At 71.3% G+C, this 20,615-nt stretch carries 26 protein-coding genes; 8 read left to right on the forward strand and 18 right to left on the reverse strand.

Annotated elements, in window-relative coordinates; all coding sequences use genetic code 11:
• Window positions 1-50: 50 nt before the first annotated feature.
• The 3 genes from TFC3_RS19585 to TFC3_RS19595 form a co-directional block, all read right to left on the reverse strand.
• Complete coding sequence (locus TFC3_RS19585) at window positions 51-950, reverse strand: hypothetical protein (protein ID WP_067501928.1); 900 nt, start codon at window positions 948-950, stop codon at window positions 51-53.
• Between the two features lie 10 nt (window positions 951-960).
• Complete coding sequence (locus tag TFC3_RS19590) at window positions 961-2,289, reverse strand: hypothetical protein (RefSeq protein WP_067501931.1); 1,329 nt, start codon at window positions 2,287-2,289, stop codon at window positions 961-963.
• A 115-nt stretch (window positions 2,290-2,404) separates the two neighbouring features.
• Window positions 2,405-4,087 carry a ricin-type beta-trefoil lectin domain protein gene (locus TFC3_RS19595; RefSeq protein ID WP_067501934.1) on the reverse strand — a complete coding sequence of 561 codons (1,683 nt, stop codon included), beginning with the start codon at window positions 4,085-4,087 and terminating at the stop codon, window positions 2,405-2,407.
• A gap of 157 nt (window positions 4,088-4,244) precedes the next feature.
• Here TFC3_RS19595 and TFC3_RS19600 point away from each other — a divergent pair, with 157 nt between their 5' ends.
• Both TFC3_RS19600 and TFC3_RS19605 read left to right on the forward strand, forming a co-directional pair.
• Window positions 4,245-4,691, forward strand: coding sequence for a hypothetical protein (locus tag TFC3_RS19600; RefSeq protein WP_082772169.1), 447 nt, complete (start codon window positions 4,245-4,247; stop codon window positions 4,689-4,691).
• Window positions 4,692-4,729: 38 nt separating this feature from the next.
• Window positions 4,730-5,554, forward strand: coding sequence for a hypothetical protein (locus TFC3_RS19605; protein WP_236718211.1), 825 nt, complete (start codon window positions 4,730-4,732; stop codon window positions 5,552-5,554).
• Here TFC3_RS19605 and TFC3_RS39455 read toward each other — a convergent pair.
• Genes TFC3_RS39455 through TFC3_RS19620 form a run of 6 tightly spaced genes read right to left on the reverse strand, consistent with a single transcriptional unit; the run spans window position 5,466 to window position 7,638 of the window.
• On the reverse strand, window positions 5,466-5,837 hold the full coding sequence (locus TFC3_RS39455; RefSeq protein ID WP_236718212.1) for an amidohydrolase family protein: 372 nt from the start codon (window positions 5,835-5,837) through the stop codon (window positions 5,466-5,468). The two genes, TFC3_RS19605 and TFC3_RS39455, sit on opposite strands and share 89 nt — an antisense overlap.
• Entirely contained in the window at window positions 5,834-6,004 is a 171-nt protein-coding gene (locus TFC3_RS39460; RefSeq protein WP_236718213.1) for a hypothetical protein, read from the reverse strand. The genes TFC3_RS39455 and TFC3_RS39460 overlap by 4 nt, the downstream gene beginning before the upstream one ends.
• A 5-nt stretch (window positions 6,005-6,009) precedes the next feature.
• A complete protein-coding gene (locus TFC3_RS38785) occupies window positions 6,010-6,189 on the reverse strand; it encodes a hypothetical protein (RefSeq protein ID WP_201787279.1) in 180 nt (59 codons plus the stop codon).
• A gap of 4 nt (window positions 6,190-6,193) precedes the next feature.
• Window positions 6,194-6,400, reverse strand: coding sequence for an amidohydrolase family protein (locus TFC3_RS19610; protein WP_067501940.1), 207 nt, complete (start codon window positions 6,398-6,400; stop codon window positions 6,194-6,196).
• A gap of 21 nt (window positions 6,401-6,421) precedes the next feature.
• A complete protein-coding gene (locus TFC3_RS19615; RefSeq protein WP_173745336.1) occupies window positions 6,422-7,180 on the reverse strand; it encodes a trans-aconitate 2-methyltransferase in 759 nt (252 codons plus the stop codon).
• Window positions 7,177-7,638 (reverse strand): DUF427 domain-containing protein, encoded by a 462-nt coding sequence (locus tag TFC3_RS19620; protein ID WP_067501949.1) that lies wholly within the window; start codon window positions 7,636-7,638, stop codon window positions 7,177-7,179. Before TFC3_RS19620 ends, TFC3_RS19615 begins: the two co-directional genes overlap by 4 nt.
• A 105-nt stretch (window positions 7,639-7,743) precedes the next feature.
• Between TFC3_RS19620 and TFC3_RS19625 the strand changes: the two genes are divergently transcribed.
• Together TFC3_RS19625 and TFC3_RS19630 are read left to right on the forward strand one after the other, a co-directional pair.
• Entirely contained in the window at window positions 7,744-8,061 is a 318-nt protein-coding gene (locus TFC3_RS19625) for a thioredoxin family protein (protein WP_067501952.1), read from the forward strand.
• 33 nt (window positions 8,062-8,094) lie between these two features.
• Window positions 8,095-8,445 carry a hypothetical protein gene (locus tag TFC3_RS19630; RefSeq protein WP_067501955.1) on the forward strand — a complete coding sequence of 117 codons (351 nt, stop codon included), beginning with the start codon at window positions 8,095-8,097 and terminating at the stop codon, window positions 8,443-8,445.
• Here TFC3_RS19630 and TFC3_RS19635 read toward each other — a convergent pair.
• Window positions 8,442-9,476 carry a hypothetical protein gene (locus tag TFC3_RS19635; protein WP_153040305.1) on the reverse strand — a complete coding sequence of 345 codons (1,035 nt, stop codon included), beginning with the start codon at window positions 9,474-9,476 and terminating at the stop codon, window positions 8,442-8,444. The two genes, TFC3_RS19630 and TFC3_RS19635, sit on opposite strands and share 4 nt — an antisense overlap.
• 194 nt (window positions 9,477-9,670) lie before the next feature.
• On the opposite strand from TFC3_RS19635, the gene TFC3_RS19640 reads away from it, so the two are divergent.
• The gene (locus TFC3_RS19640) at window positions 9,671-11,128 is read left to right on the forward strand and encodes a gamma-glutamyltransferase family protein (RefSeq protein WP_067501960.1); all 1,458 of its coding nucleotides are present in this window, start codon (window positions 9,671-9,673) and stop codon (window positions 11,126-11,128) included.
• Window positions 11,128-11,895 carry a sulfite exporter TauE/SafE family protein gene (locus TFC3_RS19645; protein ID WP_067507090.1) on the forward strand — a complete coding sequence of 256 codons (768 nt, stop codon included), beginning with the start codon at window positions 11,128-11,130 and terminating at the stop codon, window positions 11,893-11,895. The genes TFC3_RS19640 and TFC3_RS19645 overlap by 1 nt, the downstream gene beginning before the upstream one ends.
• Here TFC3_RS19645 and TFC3_RS19650 read toward each other — a convergent pair.
• Complete coding sequence (locus tag TFC3_RS19650; protein WP_201787187.1) at window positions 11,885-12,994, reverse strand: hypothetical protein; 1,110 nt, start codon at window positions 12,992-12,994, stop codon at window positions 11,885-11,887. The two genes, TFC3_RS19645 and TFC3_RS19650, sit on opposite strands and share 11 nt — an antisense overlap.
• A 218-nt stretch (window positions 12,995-13,212) precedes the next feature.
• On the opposite strand from TFC3_RS19650, the gene TFC3_RS19655 reads away from it, so the two are divergent.
• Entirely contained in the window at window positions 13,213-13,941 is a 729-nt protein-coding gene (locus TFC3_RS19655) for a Crp/Fnr family transcriptional regulator (RefSeq protein WP_067501963.1), read from the forward strand.
• 73 nt (window positions 13,942-14,014) lie between these two features.
• Window positions 14,015-14,353, forward strand: a complete 339-nt coding sequence (locus TFC3_RS19660; protein WP_082772170.1) for a helix-turn-helix transcriptional regulator — start codon at window positions 14,015-14,017, stop codon at window positions 14,351-14,353.
• On the opposite strand, the gene TFC3_RS40495 is transcribed toward TFC3_RS19660, so the two are convergent.
• The 7 genes from TFC3_RS40495 to TFC3_RS19690 are packed head-to-tail and all read right to left on the reverse strand — an operon-like array spanning window position 14,247 to window position 20,548.
• On the reverse strand, window positions 14,247-14,819 hold the full coding sequence (locus tag TFC3_RS40495; RefSeq protein WP_082772493.1) for an isochorismatase family protein: 573 nt from the start codon (window positions 14,817-14,819) through the stop codon (window positions 14,247-14,249). The two genes, TFC3_RS19660 and TFC3_RS40495, sit on opposite strands and share 107 nt — an antisense overlap.
• A 59-nt stretch (window positions 14,820-14,878) precedes the next feature.
• On the reverse strand, window positions 14,879-15,595 hold the full coding sequence (locus tag TFC3_RS19665; protein ID WP_067501966.1) for a 2,3-dihydro-2,3-dihydroxybenzoate dehydrogenase: 717 nt from the start codon (window positions 15,593-15,595) through the stop codon (window positions 14,879-14,881).
• Complete coding sequence (locus tag TFC3_RS19670) at window positions 15,592-16,620, reverse strand: FAD-dependent monooxygenase (protein ID WP_067501969.1); 1,029 nt, start codon at window positions 16,618-16,620, stop codon at window positions 15,592-15,594. Before TFC3_RS19670 ends, TFC3_RS19665 begins: the two co-directional genes overlap by 4 nt.
• Window positions 16,621-16,632: 12 nt before the next feature.
• Window positions 16,633-17,964, reverse strand: coding sequence for a phenylacetate--CoA ligase family protein (locus TFC3_RS19675; protein WP_067501972.1), 1,332 nt, complete (start codon window positions 17,962-17,964; stop codon window positions 16,633-16,635).
• Window positions 17,965-17,973: 9 nt separating this feature from the next.
• The gene (locus tag TFC3_RS19680; RefSeq protein ID WP_067501975.1) at window positions 17,974-18,723 is read right to left on the reverse strand and encodes an amidohydrolase family protein; all 750 of its coding nucleotides are present in this window, start codon (window positions 18,721-18,723) and stop codon (window positions 17,974-17,976) included.
• Window positions 18,720-19,808 (reverse strand): 3-dehydroquinate synthase II family protein, encoded by a 1,089-nt coding sequence (locus TFC3_RS19685; RefSeq protein WP_236718214.1) that lies wholly within the window; start codon window positions 19,806-19,808, stop codon window positions 18,720-18,722. Before TFC3_RS19685 ends, TFC3_RS19680 begins: the two co-directional genes overlap by 4 nt.
• On the reverse strand, window positions 19,805-20,548 hold the full coding sequence (locus tag TFC3_RS19690) for a 2-amino-4,5-dihydroxy-6-one-heptanoic acid-7-phosphate synthase (RefSeq protein ID WP_067501978.1): 744 nt from the start codon (window positions 20,546-20,548) through the stop codon (window positions 19,805-19,807). The genes TFC3_RS19685 and TFC3_RS19690 overlap by 4 nt, the downstream gene beginning before the upstream one ends.
• Window positions 20,549-20,615: the final 67 nt, after the last annotated feature.

Below are 20,615 nucleotides of genomic sequence, written 5' to 3' on the forward strand. Positions count from 1 at the left end.
CCCCCCCGCCCGGCCCCCCCCCCCCGCCATGACCATCCGGGCTGACATCGTCACTCACCGAAACAGTGTGGGGATCGGCGGGCCACCCCGGCGAGCAGATCGGCCACCTGCACCCGCGGGTCGTCGCGCGAGTCGGCCATCACCAGCCCGGCCAGCGGCGAACGGCCCGCCGGATCGGCCAGCGCCTGCTGCAGCCGGCTCAACCGGTCGGCGGTCAGCGCGCTTTGTTCATCGTGGACCACCAGCACCTGGCGCCGGGTGTCGCCGCTCCACGAGCGCACGGTGGCGGCCAGCGCGGGAAGCAGCGGTTCCAGCGGCGGGGGGATGGACCGGTCATCGTGGCCGAGCCGGGTGGCCAGGTCGCGGGCCCGCTCGGCGGTCAGCTCGCTCAGCACGGTGTCGCCGAGCCCGTGCCGCAGCAGCGCGTCGCGGGCGCGCAGAAATGCGGCGACGACAACGTCGATGGGTGGGCGGCGCTTGGTCCGGACCAGGTCCATGAACGCTGCCAGGAAGGCCTCCCAGTCACCTCCGGCGGTTTCGCGCGCCCGGTAGAGGGTGGCAGCGGCGGTGTGGTCATCGTCGAGCAGGCGCGCGTAGGTGAACTCGCCCACCGCCAGGTCGACAATCCGGTCGGCCAGGAACATCTGCTTGCCGACCCGGTGGACGAGGGCCCGGCCGGGCAGCGCGGCCAGCAGCTCCCGCAGGGCCTCGGCGGCATCGGGGCGGCGCAGGAACGCGCCGGACTTGAGCTCGTGGGGCGAGAGGCGCAGCGCCGCGATCAGCGACTCGGCCTCGCTGACGCTCAGGTCGACGCTGGCGTGGGTGATGACGGGCAGGCCCGGGTCGAGCAGGTTGGTGCCCGAGAACCCCGACTCGTCGCAGGCGATCTCCACCACGGCACCGGCAAGCGCCGGCGGTGGCGGCAAACCACCCTGCAACGGTGTCCGCACACCGCAGACCCTACTGGGCCGCGGCGCGACTGAGGTCCTGCAGCGTTTGCGGGGACAGGGCTGCTCCGGCGTACGCGGAAGCGAAGTTGCCGATCTTACGGGTGTGCACGGGGATGGTCGTGGTGCTGGCACACTCGGCGACGATGGCGCTCAGGCTGGGGACCTGGATGGCAGCCAGCTCGGTGATCAGGTCGCGGCGGGCCGCGCGCAGGGTGTCGAGGCGGGCCATCGTGTCACGCAACTGGGCGGCCATCGTGGCGGCGGCACACCGCTGGCGGTCCTCGATGCCAGCCACCAGCGAGGCCAGCGGGGGCAGGGTGCCCAGGATCCGGTCGACGATCTCGGTGTTGCGGGCTTTGAGCTGCTCGATCAGCTCGTCGCAGTCGGTGGCGCCGGTGGCGTAGCGCTCCACCACCCGCTGGTAGGCGCTGCGCTGCGGCTCGGGCAGCGGCCACGGATAGTCGCGCAGGTAGTGGGCGAGCGTCCGCATGGTCCGGTCGGTGTGCAGCAGCTCGGGGCGCTGGTCGAAGGCCCGGCGCCCGGCCGCGCGCACCACATCCGACGGCAGCGCGTGGCGCAGGTTGGTGGTGAACTTGCGGGTCGCACCGGCGGCCAGGGCGGCTCGGGCGCGTTCGTAGGCCCGGCGCACCGGCTCGGCCATCAGCTCGGGCGCCGGCATGGTCTCCAGCCGGGCGGACAGCCGTTCGGCCAGCGCCTCATCGGCGTGGATGCGCTGCTCGATGGCGACCAGCCGCGCCGCGACCCGGCGGAACCCGGCCAGCCCGGGTGCGCGGGACAGCCGGGCCAGGGCGACGCCGGCCAGGCGGACGACACCGTCCAGGTCCACCCCGGTGAGCGGGATGATCTCCACCTGCTCCCCCGGCAGCGCGTCGATGACCAGCAGGCATGGCAGGTCGGCGGCCACCCCGAACGCGCGGGCCGTGGCGCCGGCGCCGTCGGTGCGCAGGGTGAGCTCGTCGCCGGCGGCCAGCGTGCCCAGCTTGCCCCGGGTGAGCAGGTGCCTGACGGTTCCGTGTTCCTGGACCTCGGGCAGCGGCAACTCGGGCCGTCCGGGGTGGGCGGCTGGGGAGCCGGGCACGCCGACCGCCACGCGAAACGTGCTGGTGAACACCGCGAAGGCCACATCGGAACCGGTCATCGCGTCGAGCCGGACCGCGTTGTGGCGCAGCCAGTGCATGGCTGCGGCGTCGAACTCGGTGGCCATCAGCAGCAGGTAGCCGCCGTACGGACGGTCGAAGACCTCCTCGGGCGAGCCGCGCAGGTGCCGGACCACGTCCATGGCCCGGTGATCGACATCGATCGGCAGACGAGCATTCATGCGACCTCCGGACCCCGCGCGCCCCAAGATCACGCGGATGTCGGCGTCCATCGATGGTATGCACGCCTGCCGCCACCCCGCGGCCGGCTGACGGATAGGCGACAGTGGGCTGGTCTCAGAGCCCGGACCACTTCTGGTTCGAGCCGCCCGTGCACGTCCAGATCTGCAGCTTCGCGCCGTTGGCGGTGCCGCTCACGTCCAGGCACTTGCCGCTGGCGACATTCTTGAGATCACGACCCGAGGTGTACGTCCACTGCTGGTTCGCGCCGCCGAAACAGTCCCACATCTGCACCGGGGTGCCGTCGGCAGTGCCGTTGTCCTTGACGTCCAGGCACTTGCCACCCACACCGGTGATCTTCACCCCGGAACCAGCCGGGGGCGGAGTCGTCGCGCCACCGCCGGGCCAGGTGAAGGTGGCCATCGAGCCGGCCGGCAACTGGTAACCGAACTTCTGCCCGCCGAACGACACCTGGAAGTTCTGGGTGCCGCCGGTGTTGACCGCGACCAGGGCGATCGTGCCGTCCGGGTTGCGGAACGCCACGTTCTCGATGCCACCCTGGGCCACCGCTGTCGAGTCGATGCGGACCGCGCCGGGTTTGACGAACTTGCTGAGGTGCCCGAGCACGTAGTACTCCGCGTTGTACGTCACCGACCCCCCGTTCACCGTCACCACCCCGGTGCAGTTGGTGCAGCTGCCGATCACCGGGCCGTGCTGGGCGTTCAGAGCCAGGTTCCAGGTCGTCACCGTGCGGGCCCAGTTGCGGGTGGCCCCGACGGCGAGGTTGCGCCCCTGCCACCACAGGCTGTCGCCGAACGTCTTGGCGGTGTCGGGCGACTCGGTGCCGGAGCATTCGGTGAAGAACACGTCCTTGGCCGGCTGGGCGTTGTGCACGGTGCTCTGCGCACCGGGTTCACCGACATAGCAGTGCCAGGCCGAGCCGGCCACGTTGGCGAGTGCTGTGGCATTGACGGTCCGGGCGTAGGCGGTGTCGTCCCAGTTGTGGTCGTACCCCAAAATCCTGGTAGTGAGGTTTGCCGCCTTCAGTTTGGGCGCGAGGGTGTTGATGATGCTGGATTGCTGCGTGGCGGACATCAGCATGCCCGGATAACCCGGCGGGGAGAATTCCGGCTCGTTCTGCACGCTCAGATAGCTGATCGGTATGCCCGCCGCTTGGTACGCCTGCACGAAGGCGACCAGGTAATCGGTGTACTCGCCGATGCTGGCGTCCTTGAGCGAGCCGCCGATCAGCGCCGCCGGGCTCTTCATCCGGGCCGGCGCACTCCACGGGGTGGCCATGAAAGTCACCTGCGGGTTCAGCGTTTTCGCCTGGCTCAGCAACGGCAGGATGTAGTCCTTGTCGTGCGCTATGGAGAAACCGTTGCCATCGTCATAGGTGTAGAAAGAACGTGAGTAATCGCTCGCCGCGATCGGTTGGCGGACAAAGCTGAGACCGATTCCCGAGGCCGGGTCGAACAGTTTGCTCATGACCGCGTTGCGCTGCGGGGAATTGAAGACGTTGTACGCGGCGGAATCGGTGAACGAGGCACCGAAGCCCACCATGGACTGATACGTCTTCGCGGCATCGACGGTAATGGTGGTGCCCGAGCCTGCGGTGCCGAACGCCACGCTCGCCTGCGGGGTCAGCAAATTGGCGCGGTCCGGCGTGGTGAGCCATACGTTGGCGCTGGTCGCGGCCGAGGACGGCAGCACGGTAGCGGTGACGTAACCGGCGACGCCGGCGAGCAGAGCCGCTGCGACGCCCGCGGGGAAGAAGCGCCGTTTTCTGGTGGTGGACAAGGGGGGTCCTTCCGGTGGGGATACTTTCAGGACAATGGCACGAAGCGATAGGCAAATCCATGGATTGCGGCGCATCGGCGAAGTTTCAACCGTTTCATTAAGCGAACCTTAGGGGCTGGTTACTGGCCGTGCCCGCGGCTGCACTACTCTGCCTCGCGTGTATCCACCGCAGCAGGACTATTCCGCCCAGCAGAGCGGCGGCGCGATTGCCGTCACGACCAAATACTTCTGGGCCGCGTTCCTTCTCGGGCTGTTCAAGCCGGAGATCAGCATCAACGGCCACGTGGCGGCCAAGGCCTGGGGCCGCTCGGTCATCCCGGTGCCGGCCGGGCAGCATCACCTGCACGTGCACGTGCCCTACCTGCTGCCCTCGCGCATCGGCGTGGCCGACATCGGCATCACCGTGCAGCCCGGGCAGACCGTCGAGGTGGAGTACCGCGCTCCCACTATCGCGTTCCTGAACGGTGCCATCGGCGCGCCGCCGCAGAAATACCCCGGCATGGCCGTCACCTGGGTGCTGCTGGCGCTGTCGGCCTTCCTGCTGCTGTGCGTGTGCGGCGGGATCATCGTCTCGGCGCTGTCGAGCGGTTCCACCTCGCCGTAAACGTTGGTAGCATCCCGCCGTTCCAAGGTCTTCTGCGGATGAAGGATCGTGTGAGAGCCATGTTCAACGGGACCTCCCCCGACAGCAAAACCTCGGAGCACGCGATGGTGCAGCCCCAGAACCTGCAGCAGGCCCAGCAGGCCCAGAACCTGCAGCAGGCCCAGAACCTGCAGCAGATGCAGGGCGCGCCGGGGGTGCCGCCCGCCCAGGCGCTGCAGGTGCTGACCATGGCCCAGCGCACGGCCGAGGACCACCTGGCCCGGGCCCAGCAGCAGGCCGACAAGATCCGCACCGACGCGCTGGCCGCGGCCGAGGAGATCGGCCGCGAGGCCCAGCAGCACGCGCATACCGTGCGCCGCGAGGCCGAACAGGTGCTGGCCGAGGCCCGCGCGCAGGCGGAGAAGATCGCCCGGGACGCCAAGCAACGCGCCGAGGAGTCCCAGCGCAGCGCGGCCAAGGTGGTGCTGGAGGCGCGCGGCGAGGCCGGACGGATCACCGCCGACGCGCAGGCCACCGCCGACCAGCTTCGCCTGGCCGCGCAGCAACGCCATGACGACATGGTGGGCAGCCTCGGCGCGCGCCGCGAGGCCCTGCAGCAGCAGATCGAATCCCTCGAGGTCTTCGACCGGGAGTACCGCGGCCGGCTGACCTCGTTCATGCAGGGCCAGCTACGCGCCCTGTGGGTGGACCAGCCGCAGGTCACCGGCGACCTCGAACCCGCCGAGGCGTCCTTCACCCCGGCGCTGCACCAGCCCACCGGCCAGCTCCCGCAGGTCATCCCGGCGCAGCGCGGCACCGAGCCGGTCGAGGAGCGCGCCGCCGAGGACGGCAAGGGTGGTGCTCACGCCGCCCGCGACGAATAGACGAGCCACCGCCCACAAAGGTCAGCGCCACGCGCGTCTCGGCAAGGTCCTGCGGCGGCGCGTGGAACGGGTCCCGGTCGAGCACCACCAGATCGGTCACGTACCCGGCCCGCAAGGCGCCGCTGTCGTCGCGGTGATTCACCAGGGCCGAGCCCCGGGTGTACGCCCGGGGCGCCTCGGCCAGCCCCAGTCGCTGATCCGGCAGGAACGGCGGCGCCCCCGAGCCCGGCAGCCCCCGGTTGACCGCCACGTGCACGGCTCGCATCGGATTCGGCGTGCTCACCGGCCAGTCGCTGCCCGCCGCCAGCCGCGCCCCTGCCGATGCGCGAGATGCGGCCGGGTGTCGAGCGGCCCGTTCGCGGCCCGGGCGGCGGCCACGGCATTCAGCGCCTCGCGCACCTCCCGATCCCCCAAAGCATGAAAATGCGCCGGAAAGCCGAGCCCGTCCACCGCTGTCACATACCGGGCCAGCGCCGCGGGCCGATGAACGACAGCCCGCTGTTGCCGGTCGGATGCCCGCACGCATCCCGGTAGGAAGCGGTCATTGCCGCCGGGTAGTTCTCCGCCACCCCGTCCCAGCCGCCCGGCCGTGAACCGTTCCCGCTGCTCCACCAGCGCCAGGACCTGGCTGTCATCAAGTTACCGGTTCAGCACAGCGCCCCCGTCGATGCGCCCATCGGGCGGGTCCGGCGTGCGCGCGTCGATGCCCGCCAGGTCGAGCGCCCGCGAATTGACCCAGGCCGCATGGTGGTCGCGGTTCATCAGAAACACCGGCCGGTCCGGGCACACCCGATCCAGCACCGCATCGGCCCCGAACATCGGCCCTCCGGTGAACAGAACGTCCATGCCGCCCGTCCTGCCCGGCTGTCATGGGCTTTTCGTTGCCCGCGCGGCCTTGCGTGCTGTGATCAGCCAGTATCGCGTGGGGCCGTCGCGGTGCCGGCCGAGGGTGGGCAGGGGGATCGTGCCCACGGTGAAGCCGGCCGCGGTCAGGTCGTCCCGGACGGCGCGGAAGGTCATGGTGCGGTAGTACATGACGAACGGCGGGCGCCACACGGCGTTGCGGACCCGCATGACGACGTCGAAGCCGAGCGCCGCCCAGTGCAGCGGCGAGGTGACCGGCGGCGGCGAGCCGAGCGGGAAGGCGAAGAGCCCGCCCGGCCGCAGCGCCCGGAGCACACCGTCGAACAGCGCCGGGCGTTCCGCCGGGAGAAAATGCCCGAGCGCCCCGAAGCTGACCGCGAGGTCAAACCCGTTGGCAAAAGGGAGGGTACGAACGTCGGCGCGCACCAACGTGGCGTCCGGATGGGCGCGGTGGGCCTGGCCGAGCATGCCCGTGCTGAAATCGACACCGGTGACCGGGCCGCGCTCGGCTTCGCCTCCGGGCGGCTGGCGGCACAGGGACTCCAGCACCGCCAGGCCCGCGCCGGTGCCGCAGCACACGTCCAGCCCGGTGCCGAACGGGCCGAGCCGGGACAACGCCTCGGTTGTCGCGTCGAGGATGCTGTCCGGGGTGCGAAAAGGGGTGTAGTCGAACTTGGGGGCCAGCAGGTCGTACCCGTGCTCAACGGAGGACAACACCTGGATGCCCAGTTCGCGCAGAGTCGGGCCGGGTCGCGAGCTCACCAGCCGAGCGTACCGGGACCACCCTTGAACGGCCCGGTGATGTCCGCCGTGATCCAGCCGCCGTAGAAATCGCCCTCCTGCGCCCGCACCAGCTCATCGCCGACCCGGCACGCGTCCACCCGGCTGGGATAAAAGGCAACAGCACCAACGATTTCCAGGTACGCCGGTACGGGATGCTCGTACGACCAGCCCGCCTGCGCCACCCGGGTGTCCCCCACCACGACATCCCAGTAGCTGGCGGTGCCCTTGAACTCGCAGTACGAACTACCCGCCCCTGGTTGCAGTACGCCGTCGACAATGTCCGCGCGCGGCACGTAGTAGACCGGCGGATGCGAGGTCTCCAATACCCGCCAGCACCCGATGCTGTCGGCGATCACCATCCCCGAATGCTCCACCGTGACCCGGGCTTGCGACCGCTCCACCCGAGGTGGCCGCGGGTAGTCCCACACCGATTCCATGCCCCCAGCCTGCCAGCAACTCCGCCGTCCGGCCGGTCAGCGGCGATGATCGGCTGTTGCCATGTGCGCCGGGGCTCTGTGAAGGCGCGGGATTAAGGTTGGAGGGTGATCATCGAAGCGCAGTTGCGGGCCGAGTTGGGCGTGGAGCCGGCCAAGGCGACGCTGCTGCAGTTCTCGTCGGCGTTCTGTGCGCCCTGCCGGGCCATGCGGCGGGTGAGTGCCGAGGTCGCGGCGATGGTTCCGGGGGTACGCCACGTCGAGGTCGATGCGGAGAGCCACTTGACTGCCATGCGAGCCTTGGAGGTGGCCGGCACGCCTGCGCTGCTGCTCGTGAACCGCGACGGGGTGGTGGTTCGGCGGGCTGTGACCGTACCGTCGAAACCGCAGTTGATTGTGGCTCTGAGTGACCTCCTCACGGGGTGACGCCTCATTGACAGGGTTGGTTGGATAAGCACTGTGGACTTTCCGGTGGAGGCGCTGGGGGCGGCGGTGGCGGCGCGGGCTGAGGTCTGGGATTCGCTGGGGCTGGATTGGCAGGTACGTCCGGTGGCGGCGAATTACGGCAAGGCGATTGTCGTCAGTGAGTTCGAGTCGGCGACCTGGGTGGGTGATCTGATGATCTGGGTCAGCGGCGAGGCCGAGCTGGACACCATCCGCGTCGCTGACGATCACATGGTCAACAAGCACTATGACCTGGCCGGCTTGGCCGACCTCGACGCGTTGCTCGACGAACTGCACGCCCTGGTGGCCGACGGCCGGATCCCGCACGCGGCCGTGTCATCCCCGCCGTCCGGGCGCCCGCTTTAGAGTCTGTTGCGCCGCCGGGCCAGCATCAGCACCAGCCCACCGGCCAGCACGCTGAGCAACCCCACCATTCCCGCCGAACTCCCCGTGATGGGAAGTCCCGACCCGGCGCCACCCGGCTGAGCTGCCGCATGCGATCCGGTGACCGGCGACAGCACGGCAAACTCGGCATCCGGCCCGGCCTGGGCATTGCCGCGCACCGAGACCGTGAGCGGCACAGTCGGCGGGATCAGCCAACTCCCGAACTTGTCCAGCCCGATGTTGCGCTGCATGGCATTGGCCACGTTCGCCTGTACCCGCAGTTTGTGAGCCGTCGTGCGCGCCGCGCCCCGCTTGGCGGTCACCCGGAACGTCACCTCACGCTGGCGGGGCAGGTAGCACAGCAGCCCCCGCGGAGCCGACTTGATGCACGTGGTGTCGTGGGGCTTGGTCAAAATGAAGGCGTCCGCCGAGGAGCCGAAGTCGGCCCGCAAGAAGATGCCGTCGGCAGGGGCGCCGCCATCAAGCCGCAAAGTGACCGGTACGTCGATGGTCTCGCCGGTTCGTACGCGCAACCCGCTCGGCGCTGACGGCCGCACGACGACGTCACGGGCGGTGAGTTCGGTGCCGCCCATGGCCCTCACCTCACCGGCGGCGAGAACGTCCTGACCCGCCATGGCCTTGATGGTGGCACTCGCCTGCTCGTGATAGCGCCAGCCCAATGACGGGATGGTTGCCCACTCGACATCAAGGCCGACCGAGGACCCGGCCGCGAGGTCGCCGATGACGCAGGTGGTGCCGTCCTCGTCGTGCTCGCACTCGTGGCCGTCGCGCCTGAGGTGGGCAACGATGCCGGTTTCCAGTGTCATGTCGAGGCGTACGAGCAGGTCGCGGGCGGGGGCCGTACCGGTGTTGGTGACCCGGATCCGGTCCACGGCCCGGCCGTCGATGGCGTAGCCGACGTGGGAGGTGCTCAGACCGGACAAAGCCAGCGAGGGAGCGGCTGCGGCTGAGTCCGTCGGCGCGGCCGCGGGGGTCGCGGGGGCTGATGCCAACAGGCCAACCAGAGCAGCTAATGGGACAAACATGCCTGAAAGCTACAGTATTGGGTCGTCCGGGCCCGCAGAATCGCGGCGGTATTGTCGCTGGTGTCCCGGTCGCAGCCCCGATCTGGGCCGGGACCAGCGGTACAAGCAGAACGGCGGAGGGCGGGGGTCTTGCAGCAAGCGGGACTATTGAGGAGCTGTCCATGAACGTGGCGCTGGCCGCCCCGCATCCGGGCGCCGTCCAGGCCGGACGGGCGGTCGTCGACGCGGGGGGCAACGCCATCGACGCCGCCCTGGCCGCCGCGGCTGCGCTGACCGTGGTCTACCCGCATCAGTGCTCGATCGGCGGAGACCTCATAGCGATCGTGCGGCCGGGCGGCGGCGAACCCCGGGCGGTGCTGTCCATCGGTGCGGCCGCGCAGGGGATTGACGTGGCGGCGGTCCGCGCGGCCGGGGAGTTGATGCCGACGACCGGGCCGCTGAGCGTCACCGTTCCTGGTGTGGTGGCGGGCTGGGCGGCCGTCGCCGGGCTCGGCGCGCGGTTGAGCTGGCCGGTCCGGCTGGCCCCGGCCATCGACTTGGCCCTGGGTGGCGTTCCGGTCAGCCCCGGCCTGGCCCGGGCCCTGCGCAGCGAAGCCGAGGCCGTCGCCGCCGATCCTGGGCTGCGCGGGTTGTTCGACGGTCTGGCCGAGGGTGACCCGCTGCTGCAGCCTGCGCTCGGCGACTCCCTGATCGCCCTGTCGCGCGACTGGCTTTCCTTCTACACCGGACAGCTCGGGCAGCGCCTCGCCGACGGGCTGCACCGGACGGGCAGCCCGCTGACCGCCGCCGACTTCGCTGCGCATCAGGCCGAGATCACCGACCCGATCACCACCCGGGCCCACGGCGCGGAGTGGTATGCCGCTCCCCCGCCCAGCCAGGGCGCCACCTTCCTGGCCATCCTCGGGAGCGCGGACCTGCTCCCGACCGCCCGCCGGGCTCAGCTGGCCCGCGATGCGCTGCTGGGTGACCCGCATACCGGGCCGATCGACCTGGACGGGTTGCTGCTGCGCGGCGAGCGGGCGGTCGCCCCGGTCGCGCCGGGTCCGCGGCCCACGGGTGACACGGTTGCTGTCACCGCTGTTGACGAGCAGGGCACCGCGGTGACGCTGATCCAGAGCGTGTTCCACAGCTTCGGCTCGGGGCTGCTCGACCCGGAGACCGGCGTCGTGCTGCACAACCGCGGGTCGATGTTCCGGCTCGACGACACGCACCCGGGCCGGCTCACCCCGGGAGGCCGGCCGCCGCACACGCTGTGCCCCACGCTCGCGATCACCGACGACACCGTGCTCGCGCTGGGCTGCCAGGGCGGGCGCTCGCAGCCGTGGATCCTCGCCCAGGTTGCCGCGCAGGCGCTGACCGGCGCCGATCCGGGGGCCGTGGTGGCACGACCGCGCTGGGCTGTCGACGCCGGCGATGGAGCTCGGGACGTACCAGTGCTGGTTCTCGAACCTGGCCTGCCGCACGAGCTGGCGGCGGCCGCACCCGGTCTCGGCCTCGGGGTGCGCGCGATGCCGGGACCGCACGACGGCGCTGGGCATGTGCAGATCGCCCGGTTGTCGCAGGGCACCCTGGCCGCCGGCAGCGACCCGCGTGCCGACGGCCTGGCGGCGGTGCTGTGATGAGCCCTCTGGAAGCGCTCGCCCTGCTCGGCGCCGGCATCGCGGCGGGCGGCATCAACGCCATCGCCGGGGGCGGCTCGCTGATCTCGTTCCCGGTGCTGGTCGGCATCGGGCTGCCCAGCGTGGCGGCCAACGTGAGCAACGCGCTGTCGGTCGCCCCCGGGTACGGCGCCAGCGTGCTCGGCAGCCGCCCCGACCTGGCCGGGCAGGGACGCCGCATCGCGCGCATCGTGCCCACAGTGGTGCTCGGTGCGCTCGGCGGCTGCGCGTTGCTGCTGCTCACACCGCGTGCCGTGTTCGACTACGTGGTGCCGTTCCTGGTGCTGGGCGCCACCGCGATGCTGGCGTTCCAGAACAAGCTGCGCGGGCTCGCCGGGCATCCCAAGGACCACTCGCCGCGCCGGGCCGCCCTGCTGCTGCACCTGGCGGTGTTGCTGTGCGGGCTGTACGGCGGCTACTTCAACGCCGCACTCGGGGTGCTGCTGATCGCCGCCTTGGCGCTGGTCCTCGACGAGCCGCTGCGCCGGGTGAGCGCGCTGAAGAACGTGCTGTCAGCGGTCGTCGGCGTGACCACCGTGCTGATCTACAGCCTGTTCGGCCCGGTGAACTGGGCGGCCGTCGCCGTGCTGGCCCCGGCCACCATCATCGGCGGCTTCGCCGGGGCGCGCCTGGCCCGGCGCCTGCCCGCACCCGTGCTGCGCTACCTCATCATCGCGTTCGGCACGGTGGTCGGGATCGTGCTGCTCGTGCGGGTGTTCACGGATTGAGTCGTTCGGCCGGCAAAATCTCCAGCACGGTGCTGACGATCCGGTTGAGCCGGCGACTGTCGGCCAGCGCGCCGGTCACCCCGCCGACCGGGTCGGCGACCGAGTGCGGGGCCCGGTCCAGGGTGCCGGTGAACGCGCCCCCGAAGACGTTTTTAATCACCTCGACGATGACGTCCTGGGCCAGCTCGCCGCGGGCCACCCGCTCGTCGATGACCTCTACCGCCTCGGCGGCCAGGCGCAGCAGCTCGGCGTCGATGCGCCGGTCCGGGTCGCCCAGTTCCAGCGGTACGGCGATCTCGCCGGTGGCGTCGCCGAGCGGGGCCGCGGCCACCGGGGCCTGCTTGGCGCCGAGCGGGCGTTCCACGTACGACTCGTACCAGGCCGGGCGCCGGCGCAGCACCGAAAGCACCGTCTCGATGTCGCGGGCCACCGCGGCAGGATCACTGACCGTCCACTCGCCGGTGCGCTGCGCCCGGTGCTGGGCCCACGCCTCCAGCGGCCACACCTCGGTGCCGGCGGTGGCGCTGACGCCCACCCAGACCAGGATCTCGGTGGCCAGCGTGGTCAGCCAGGGATCGTCGTGCAACGCCTGGATCACCCACTGCGGCAGCCGGGGCCGTTGCAGGGCCCCGCGTTGCCCGCGCAACCGGCGGTGATGGTCGACAGTGGCCGCGGTCAGCCGCCCGGCGATCCACGCCTCCAGATGCTGCACCGGGTGCCGGGCATGGCTCAGCAGATCCTCGACGACCGCCTCGACGTCCTCGTGAAAGCGGTCCAGGCACTCATCGGCCAGCCGCTCCACACCGGCCGCGCAACCAGCATGACCGCGGGCCAGTTCGAACCGGCGGGTCACCCGGGAGAACACAATGGGCCAGACCACGTCGTACGCCGCCGCGCGCAGTTCCTGCCGTTCGGCGCTGCTCGCCTGGGCGGCCACCGCGGCTAGCCGGCCCTCGCGGGTGAGTTCGCGCAGCCGGTGCGCCGGGTACTCCGTGGGACGCGACGGCTGGGCGGACTCCGACCGGTACAGCCCGCCCTGCGAGCGGTTCGGGGTGGCGCTGCGTTCCAGGCGCCGGGTCGTCGTTCGCGATACGCCCACCGGGCGGCTCCTTTCCTCGTGTGACCGACAGCTTGACCGAGAATGCCCAGCCACAGCGAGAGCCCCTGACGGAATGGGCCGAAGTGGAGACGGGGATCAACCTGATCGGTGACGCGCCACGTCGATCGACCGAATACTTTCCGGATCCAATGTGCGAGCGCGTTGCCGTCACCGGGTGCGCGATGGTTGGCTGGCAGGGCCGCGTGACAGGAGTGCCGATGACGAGCGAGGTCCCGTTCCCCGCCGCCGGGTGGGCGCCCGCCACGTTCCTGGGCAGCCTGAGCCCGGCCGCCGCGGCCGAGCTGGTGGCTTTGGCGGTGCGCAAACGCTTCGGCGCCGGGCAGATCATCCTGCGCGAGGGGGCAGCCGCCGGTCATGTGGTGCTCCTCCTCAGCGGTTTCACCAAGGTCGCCACCGCGGTGGAGGGCTTCGAGACGCTGCTGGGCATCCGGCTGCCCGGCGAGGTGGTCGGCGAAACCGGCGCGCTGACCGGCGAGCCACGCATGGCCACCGTCACCGCGTGCGGGCCGGTCACCGCCGGGCTGGTCGGCCGCGCGGCGTTCCAGGACTTCCTGCGCCGCCGGCCCGAAACGGCCACGCTGGTCACCGCCGCCGTGGCACGCCGGCTGCGCCGCTCCGACCGGCGGCTCGCCGAGTTCGCAGTGTTCCCCGCGCACATCCGGCTGGCCCGGTTGCTGTCGGAGATCGCCGAGGTGTGCGCGGTGCCACATCCGGACGGGTCGTTGGAACTGGCCGTACCGCTGAGCCAGCCGGAACTCGCCGCGATGATCGGCATCGCCCAGGCCACCGTGCAGAAGGCCGTGGGTGAACTGCGCGATCGGGGGCTGGTGCGCACCGGATACCGCCGGGTGCGGGTGCTCGATCCGCTGGGCCTGCGCCGCCTGGGTGACGGCGAAACCCGGACCGGGGAGCACGAAAGCCGCTGATGCCCTACTTGTAGCAGGTTTCGCGGCGCGGCCCGGCGCACCATCGGTTCCTACGACGCTTCGAGGAGGGGTCATGGGGCTCGACCGCACCCGCAGGCTGCAAGAGGTTGCCGCGCTCGCCCGGCAACAGGGGCTGACCGTGCTCGCCGAGACCACCGCGGTGCTGGTGGTGGGGCTGCCCGCACCGGAGACCGCTGTGGACCTCGGCGTGCTCAGCCCCCGCGAGCGGGAGATCGCCATGCTGGCCGGGCAGGCGCTGACCAACACGCAGATCGCCCGGCGGGTGGGCCGCTCGCCGCACACCGTCAACTACCACCTGCGGCAGATCTTCCAGAAGCTGGGGATCGCCTCGCGGGTGGAGCTGGCTGCGCTGCTCGACCGCGATCCAGGAAGTCATCCGCCGAGATCGTGACGGCGCAGCGGCGGGCGGCGTAGTCCAGGGCCGCGAGGTGCTCCGCGGGCGAGAAGTCGGTGACCGCATCGGAGATCAAGAACGGTTTGATGTCGTACGAGAAAGCGTCAACACACGTCGCCAGAACCCCGATGTTCGCGTAAACCCCGCATACCGCCACCTGATCGCACCCCATGTCCCGCAACAGATCCGCTAATCCGGTACAGAAGAAGGCGCTGTACCGGTACTTGGTCACCACCCGATCGCCGGGTCGCGGCGTCAGCGGCTCGACCACCGCCCGCTGCCCCGGATCGGTGCTCATCCCCGGCCCCCACAGTTCGTGCAGCAACCCCCGTTCGGCGCGGGTCATGCCACCCGGCTGCACGCTGTAGACAACCGGCATCCCCGACGCTCGCAGCCGCGCGATGGTGGCGATCACCTCCTGCGGTTCCCCCGATGGCAGCAGGTCGACGAAGTAGCGCTGCATGTCATGGATCAGCAGCGCGCAGCGGGCCGGATCGGGCTGCCAGTCGAACACCGGCGAGCTCACAGCGCAGCACCCCCGTCGACGTACAGGTTCTGCAACGTGATGTGCCGCGCCCGATCCGAGGCGAGGAACGCCACGGCCGCCGCGATGTCCGCCGGGTCAGCGATCCGGCCGAGCGGGATGCCGCCCCGGTACTGCCCGGGATCCCCAGCCACCGTGGTGCCGGTGCCGTCCGAGCCGTTCCACAAGGCGCGCAGCATCGCCGTGTCGGTGGACCCCGGCGAGACCACGTTGCAGCGCACCCCGGCCGGCGCGAGTTCGAGCCCGAGGCACCGGGTGAACTGAACGGCCGCCGCCTTCGACGCCGCGTACGCCGCCATCCCCACCCGCGGCACCCCGGCAGCGTTCGACGCCACGGTGACGATGCATCCCCGGCCCCGCGCGGCCATCCGGCGCCCCACCTCGCGGCTCACCCGGAACACCCCGGCCGCGTTGACGTCGAACACGGCCAGCCAGTCGGCCTCGCTGAACTCAGCCACCGGCCCGGCCCGCAGCACGCCGGCCACGTTGACCAGCACGTCGATCGGCCCGGCAAGCCGCTCGGCCTCGGCCACCGCCCACCCGACCATGGCCTCATCGCGGACGTCCAGGGCCAGCGCCAACTCGCCGGTGGGTTTCTCGATGTCGGTGGCTGTTACTTCATGGCCGTCGGCGGTCAAGGCGGCGACGACGGCCGCGCCGATGCCGCGCGCGGCGCCGGTAACCAGGGCGCTCATCGGCCGGCCCGGCTCAGCACCCGGTCGCGGGCGCGCTGCTCGGGACCGTCGGGCAGGTGGTACTCGGTGGCCCCGGCCCGCGCCGACGCGGCGATGCGCTCCACGACCGGCCGCCGGACCGCCTCGTACGCCGCGAAGTCGTCGAGGTGCTCGGCCAGCACTGCCGCGTCCAGGATGGCCTGCGCCGCGCCCTGCGCCACGAACGGCAGCATGGGGTGGGCCGCGTCGCCGATCAGCGCCACCCGCCCGCGATGCCAGGCCGGCAGCGGCGGACGATCGAACAACCCGTGGTGATCGAAGCGGGCGGCCAGGGCGATCATCCCGCGGACAACCGGATGCCAGTCCCGGTACGCCGCCAGCACTTCCCCCGGTGTCACCTCGCGCATCCGGCACGGGGGCGCGGCCGCGGGCACGGTCAGCACCAGGTTGACGCTGCGCCCGCCGTCTATCGGGTACGCCACACAATGCCGGCCCGGCCCGAGCCACACCACGACCTCCGGCGGGGCGTCCACGCGGGGGATGACGGTGCGGTAGACGGCGTGACCGGAGTAGGTGAGGGTGGCGGTGGCGAGCTGTTGTCGTACCGTTGAATGCAGTCCATCTGCTCCTATCACGGCCTCGGCGTTCAGGGTGGTGCCGTCGTCGAGGCGGACCAGCACGCCGTTCTCGTGCTCGCAGGTGCCACGGCAGCGCCGGCCGGTGAGAATCGTGGCGCCCGACGTGCGGGCGGCGGTGAGCAGGGTGCGGCAGAGGGTGGCCCGGCGCACGGTCCGGTGGTCCGGCAGCGGCGTCCGGCTGATCAGCGTGTTGTCCGTCCAGCGGCGCAGCTCACGGGCCGCGGGGTGAGCCTCGTCGGGGATCTGCACTCCGAGGCGGTCGAGGACGAGCGCAGCGGCCGCCGGGAGCTGGATGCCACCGCCGTCGGGGACACTGCCGCGCTCGACAACCGTGCAGGCGATGCGTCGGCGGGACAGTGCGACGGCCAGGCTCAGGCCGCCGATCCCGCCACCAACAATGATGATCACGACTGTCCCTCCTCAGTAGTACGACAGGGCCTTGTCCCAGTTCTCCCCCGGCCCGAACAGCCCGCGCGGCTTGAGCACGTCGGGTGCGGCGGTCAGAAGCTGCGGGGGTACGAGCGGCCTGGTCTGCACCTCGGCGTCGATGCCGAGGCCGGTACGTAGCGCGGTGCGCAAGTCGTGGGCGGCGGCCCGCTCGTGCGGTGGGTCCGGGGCGATCTGCACCCGCAACCGTGTTCCCTCCATGCGGGCTCGCCAGAAGAGCACGCCGTACTCGGCCGGTAAGCGGAAGACGTGCTCCTCGAGGTCGAGCTGGGTGATCTCGGCGCCGGATACGTGGACGGTGAAGTGGCTGCGGCCGAGCACCCGGACCGTCGGGAGGGGCCAGCCGCAGGGGCAGGGGTCGTACGAGATCTCCACCTCGTCCTCGATGGCGTAGCGCAACAGCGGCATCGCCTCGCGGAACAACGGCGTGACCACCAGTTGCCCGCGCCCGGCCGGTGCGACCACCCCGGTGGCCGGATCGTGCACCTCGAAGATTGCCCGGTCGGCCCACAGGTGCAGCCGGGCGTGCGGGCATTCCCCGGCGAGGCTGCCGGTTTCGGTGGCGCCGTACTCCTGCACCACCGGCACGTTCCAGATCTCGCAAATGCGGGCACGCCGGGCCGGGCTCATCGGTTCCCCGCCCACGAACAGCGCCCGCAGCGCCGGGAAGTCACGCCCCGGCCGTAGACCGGCGAGCCGCGCCGCAGCCGCCCACAGCAGCGTGTCGGTCGGCAACGACCAGGTCAGGCTGACGTCAAGATCGTGCAAGAGCCGGACCACCTTGGCGTACGTCACCGCGAGCGTCCGATTATCGGCCGGCACCACGGTAGCCCCGCAGAACCGGCCAGCCGCCTGCGCCAAGTGCCCGGTGATCATCAACGCGTACGGGGTGCGGACGAGCAGAGTGTCGGTCGCATGGATGCCGACATGCTTACGCGCGAACCGTTCGGTGAGGTCGGCCCAGTCGCGCTCGGTGTAGTAGGAGGCCGTGGGGGTGCCGCTGCTGCCGCTGGACTCGTGGTAGGTGGCGAGGTGGGTGCGGTCGACGGCGAGCATGCCGAAGGGGTACGCGGCTCGCAGGTCCTGCTTGGTGGTCAAGGGGTAGGTGGCGAGTTCGGCTCGGGAGGTGGGGACGGCAGCTCTGGCGTTGTGGGCGTAGAAGGGCGATCGGGCTGCGGCGGCCAGCAGGTCGCGCAGCGATGCATCCTGCAACGCCGTCAGCTCCTCGACGCTGCGCCCACCGCCAAGCCGAGGCGGCCCCACCCTCGGTGACGCATCACGCAGCTGGGCATCGGTGCCGGTCATCGGGACTCCTCACGAAGGCGGGTGGGGCTGTGCCGGACCCAAGCGCAGAACGCGGCCGGCGTTCCCAGCCAGCACGGCATGCCGGTCGCGCGGGCTCAGATCCAGCGCAGCGATCTTGGCCAATTCGACGCCCGGGTCCTGCAGTGGCGCTTCGGTGCCGAACAGCACCCGCGACACCCCGAGCCGGTCAACAGCGGCCCGAGCCGTCACCGTCAGGCAGCACGACAGCTCCGCCATCACATTGGGCACCGGCGACACCTCGGTCAGCCCCAGGAAGTCCAGCCCGGTATGTCCGCAATGGCCCCACACAAAGGTCAGTGACGGATGCGCCCCGGCCAGCCGCGCCAAGTCCCTGGCCTGAGCGCCGGCACGTCCCACGGTCACGACATAGACGAAGTGCCGTACCTCGGCCGCCACCAGCAGCAGATCCGCCACCCGGGGGTCGTCGAGCCGGAACCCGTGCACGGCCGGGGACAGTTCCAACCCGCAGAACTCACGAGCATCCGAGGTGTACGACCGCAGATCGCGAACCGGATCGGCGAAGTACACCGGTAACAGCCTTCCGGCGGAGCGGGCGCAGTGGTCGTACACATCGTCGTTTGCGGCTTTGACCTCGGCGCGTCCGCCCTCGGTGAGGTGCACCGACAGCCGGTCGAGGCCGATGAGGCCGCCCGCCGACACCGCGGCCCGGTCGATCCCCGCGGCGTCCATGCCGGACAACAGCCCGGGATGCAGGCGGGCGTGAAAGTCGATGATCATTGCTCGCGGCACCGTTCGTCGATCGGGTAGCCGACGTGGCGTTCGCGGCCGGGCAGGTAGCCGAGCAGCTCGTCGCCGGGGCGCAGCTCGGTGGAGTTGAGCACGGCCCCGCCGGGACCCAGCACCCGCACATGCCAGTCGTCCTGCACGATCAGGGTGGCCCGCTCGCCGGTCGCGGTGACCGCCTCGACCGCCAGCAGCGGCCGCGTCTCGATCTTGACCCGGCCCACTGTCACCCGGCGCGTCCGCCCGTCCGCCGCCACGGCCAGCACCGTGGCCCCGGCGGTCAGCTCGCTCAGATACCGGGTGTGCTCCTGGTCGGCGAGCGTGTACGACATGAGCGCCCCGGCGTTGACCCGGAACGGGCGCGTCGGCATGTACGGCAGCGGATGGGTCTCACTGACACACAGCAGCAGCGCCCTCGATCGCGACCCGACCAGAATGCCCTCATCGCGGTCGAGGTACGTACACGTGTCCACGCACGCCCGCTCCCCCGTCCCAGCATGCCGCACCCCGGTCACCATGAACGTCACCAGCGCGAGATCCGGCGACTGCTCGCGCACCACCGCCGCCAGCCGGGTCGCCTCCCCCGGGGCACAGGGCGCGAGCAGCACCCCGTGCGGCCCGTGTTCGAGCACGCTGAGGTGCACCGCCGCCTCCTCCACCGTGTCCACAGCGGTGATGACGGTGCCGGGTGAGCCGTCGGCGGCGGCGAGCACGATCTCCATCGGGATGTTGGTGGGCTCGGGGAAGCGCAGCAGCGTGACGGCATCGCGGCGCACGCTGGCACACGCGGCGTCCAGGCTCGCCGGATCCGTCACTTCCAGCCAGCGGCCCGGCGCGGCCGGGTTCCCGTTGCCCGGCTCGAGCACCAGGTCCACGCCGGTGAGGTCGTCGGGCACTGTCCCGTCCGCGGGTACGAGCACCCGGTTCACCGTCGGCGGCAGGTCACGCAGCACGGCCGGGTCGTCGGCCACGATCGCGTCGAAGCGCTGGTGCAGGGCCTCCTCGCAGGCCGCCCGGGTCCAGTCGCCGGTCGCGCGGACATCGAGCCAGCACTGCCGGGCTGTCAGGGTGGCGGTCACGACGCGACCAGCGCCCGGTCGTGGGTGATCGCGGACAGCTCGCGGACCATCGCGCCCGGGTCGGGGGCGGTGAACACCAGCCGGCCGGCTGCGACGCCACCGGCCCCGGCCCGTACGGCGGTGGCGAGCGCGGACAGCGACCCAGCGGCACCTCCGGCGGCCAGCACCGGCACCGGGCACCCGGCGATGATCCGGGTGATCTCGTGTTCGGCGGCGGGCAGAGCGGTTTTGACCAGGTCGGCGCCCAGCTCGACGGCGACGGCCAGTGCGTGCGCGCACCGCTCGGGCCGGTCGGCGTACATCATGGCCAGCAGCGGCACACCCCAGCGGTCGCACGCCCCGGCGACCGCCGCGAGATGGCCGAGCTGCCGGTCCTCGGTGCTTGAGCCGAGGTTGACGTGCACGCTGACCGCGTCGGCGCCCAGGCGCAGCGCCTCCTCAACGGTGGCCACCGGGACCTTGGCCTCGGGGTCGGGGGCCAGTCGCGTGCTGGCGTTGAGGTGCAGCACGAGGGCGAGGTCGCGGAACCTGGTGGGGTTGACACGGCGCAGCGTGCCTTTGTGCAGGATCACCGCGTCGGCGCCGTGCCCGGCGACGGTGGCCACGAGCTGATCGATGTCACCGGGCCAGGACGGGCCGGCGAAGACGGGATGGTCGAGCGGCACGGTCAGCAGACCGGGGCCGCCACGGCGGTAGAGCCGGCGCGTTCGCAGCGCCCGGCCGGTGCAGGTTTCGCTCATGACCCCGACGTTAATGACGCGGTCATCGGTGAACCACTACCTCTATGAGTAGGTGACGCACGGCCGC

The sequence above is a fragment of the Actinoplanes sp. TFC3 genome, from assembly GCF_001553785.1.
Taxonomy (GTDB): Bacteria; Actinomycetota; Actinomycetes; order Mycobacteriales; family Micromonosporaceae; genus Actinoplanes.

Coding starts and splice junctions, on each gene's coding strand:
- TFC3_RS19590 (WP_067501931.1), bottom strand. CDS start 2,289: ATGAATGCTCGTCTGCCGATCGATGTCGATCACCGGGCCATGGACGTG.
- TFC3_RS19605 (WP_236718211.1), top strand. CDS start 4,730: ATGAAGGATCGTGTGAGAGCCATGTTCAACGGGACCTCCCCCGACAGC.
- TFC3_RS38785 (WP_201787279.1), bottom strand. CDS start 6,189: ATGACAGCCAGGTCCTGGCGCTGGTGGAGCAGCGGGAACGGTTCACGG.
- TFC3_RS19610 (WP_067501940.1), bottom strand. CDS start 6,400: ATGGACGTTCTGTTCACCGGAGGGCCGATGTTCGGGGCCGATGCGGTG.
- TFC3_RS19620 (WP_067501949.1), bottom strand. CDS start 7,638: ATGGAATCGGTGTGGGACTACCCGCGGCCACCTCGGGTGGAGCGGTCG.
- TFC3_RS19640 (WP_067501960.1), top strand. CDS start 9,671: ATGAACGTGGCGCTGGCCGCCCCGCATCCGGGCGCCGTCCAGGCCGGA.
- TFC3_RS19645 (WP_067507090.1), top strand. CDS start 11,128: ATGAGCCCTCTGGAAGCGCTCGCCCTGCTCGGCGCCGGCATCGCGGCG.
- TFC3_RS19655 (WP_067501963.1), top strand. CDS start 13,213: ATGACGAGCGAGGTCCCGTTCCCCGCCGCCGGGTGGGCGCCCGCCACG.
- TFC3_RS19660 (WP_082772170.1), top strand. CDS start 14,015: ATGGGGCTCGACCGCACCCGCAGGCTGCAAGAGGTTGCCGCGCTCGCC.
- TFC3_RS40495 (WP_082772493.1), bottom strand. CDS start 14,819: ATGCAGCGCTACTTCGTCGACCTGCTGCCATCGGGGGAACCGCAGGAG.
- TFC3_RS19665 (WP_067501966.1), bottom strand. CDS start 15,595: ATGAGCGCCCTGGTTACCGGCGCCGCGCGCGGCATCGGCGCGGCCGTC.
- TFC3_RS19675 (WP_067501972.1), bottom strand. CDS start 17,964: ATGACCGGCACCGATGCCCAGCTGCGTGATGCGTCACCGAGGGTGGGG.
- TFC3_RS19680 (WP_067501975.1), bottom strand. CDS start 18,723: ATGATCATCGACTTTCACGCCCGCCTGCATCCCGGGCTGTTGTCCGGC.
- TFC3_RS19690 (WP_067501978.1), bottom strand. CDS start 20,548: ATGAGCGAAACCTGCACCGGCCGGGCGCTGCGAACGCGCCGGCTCTAC.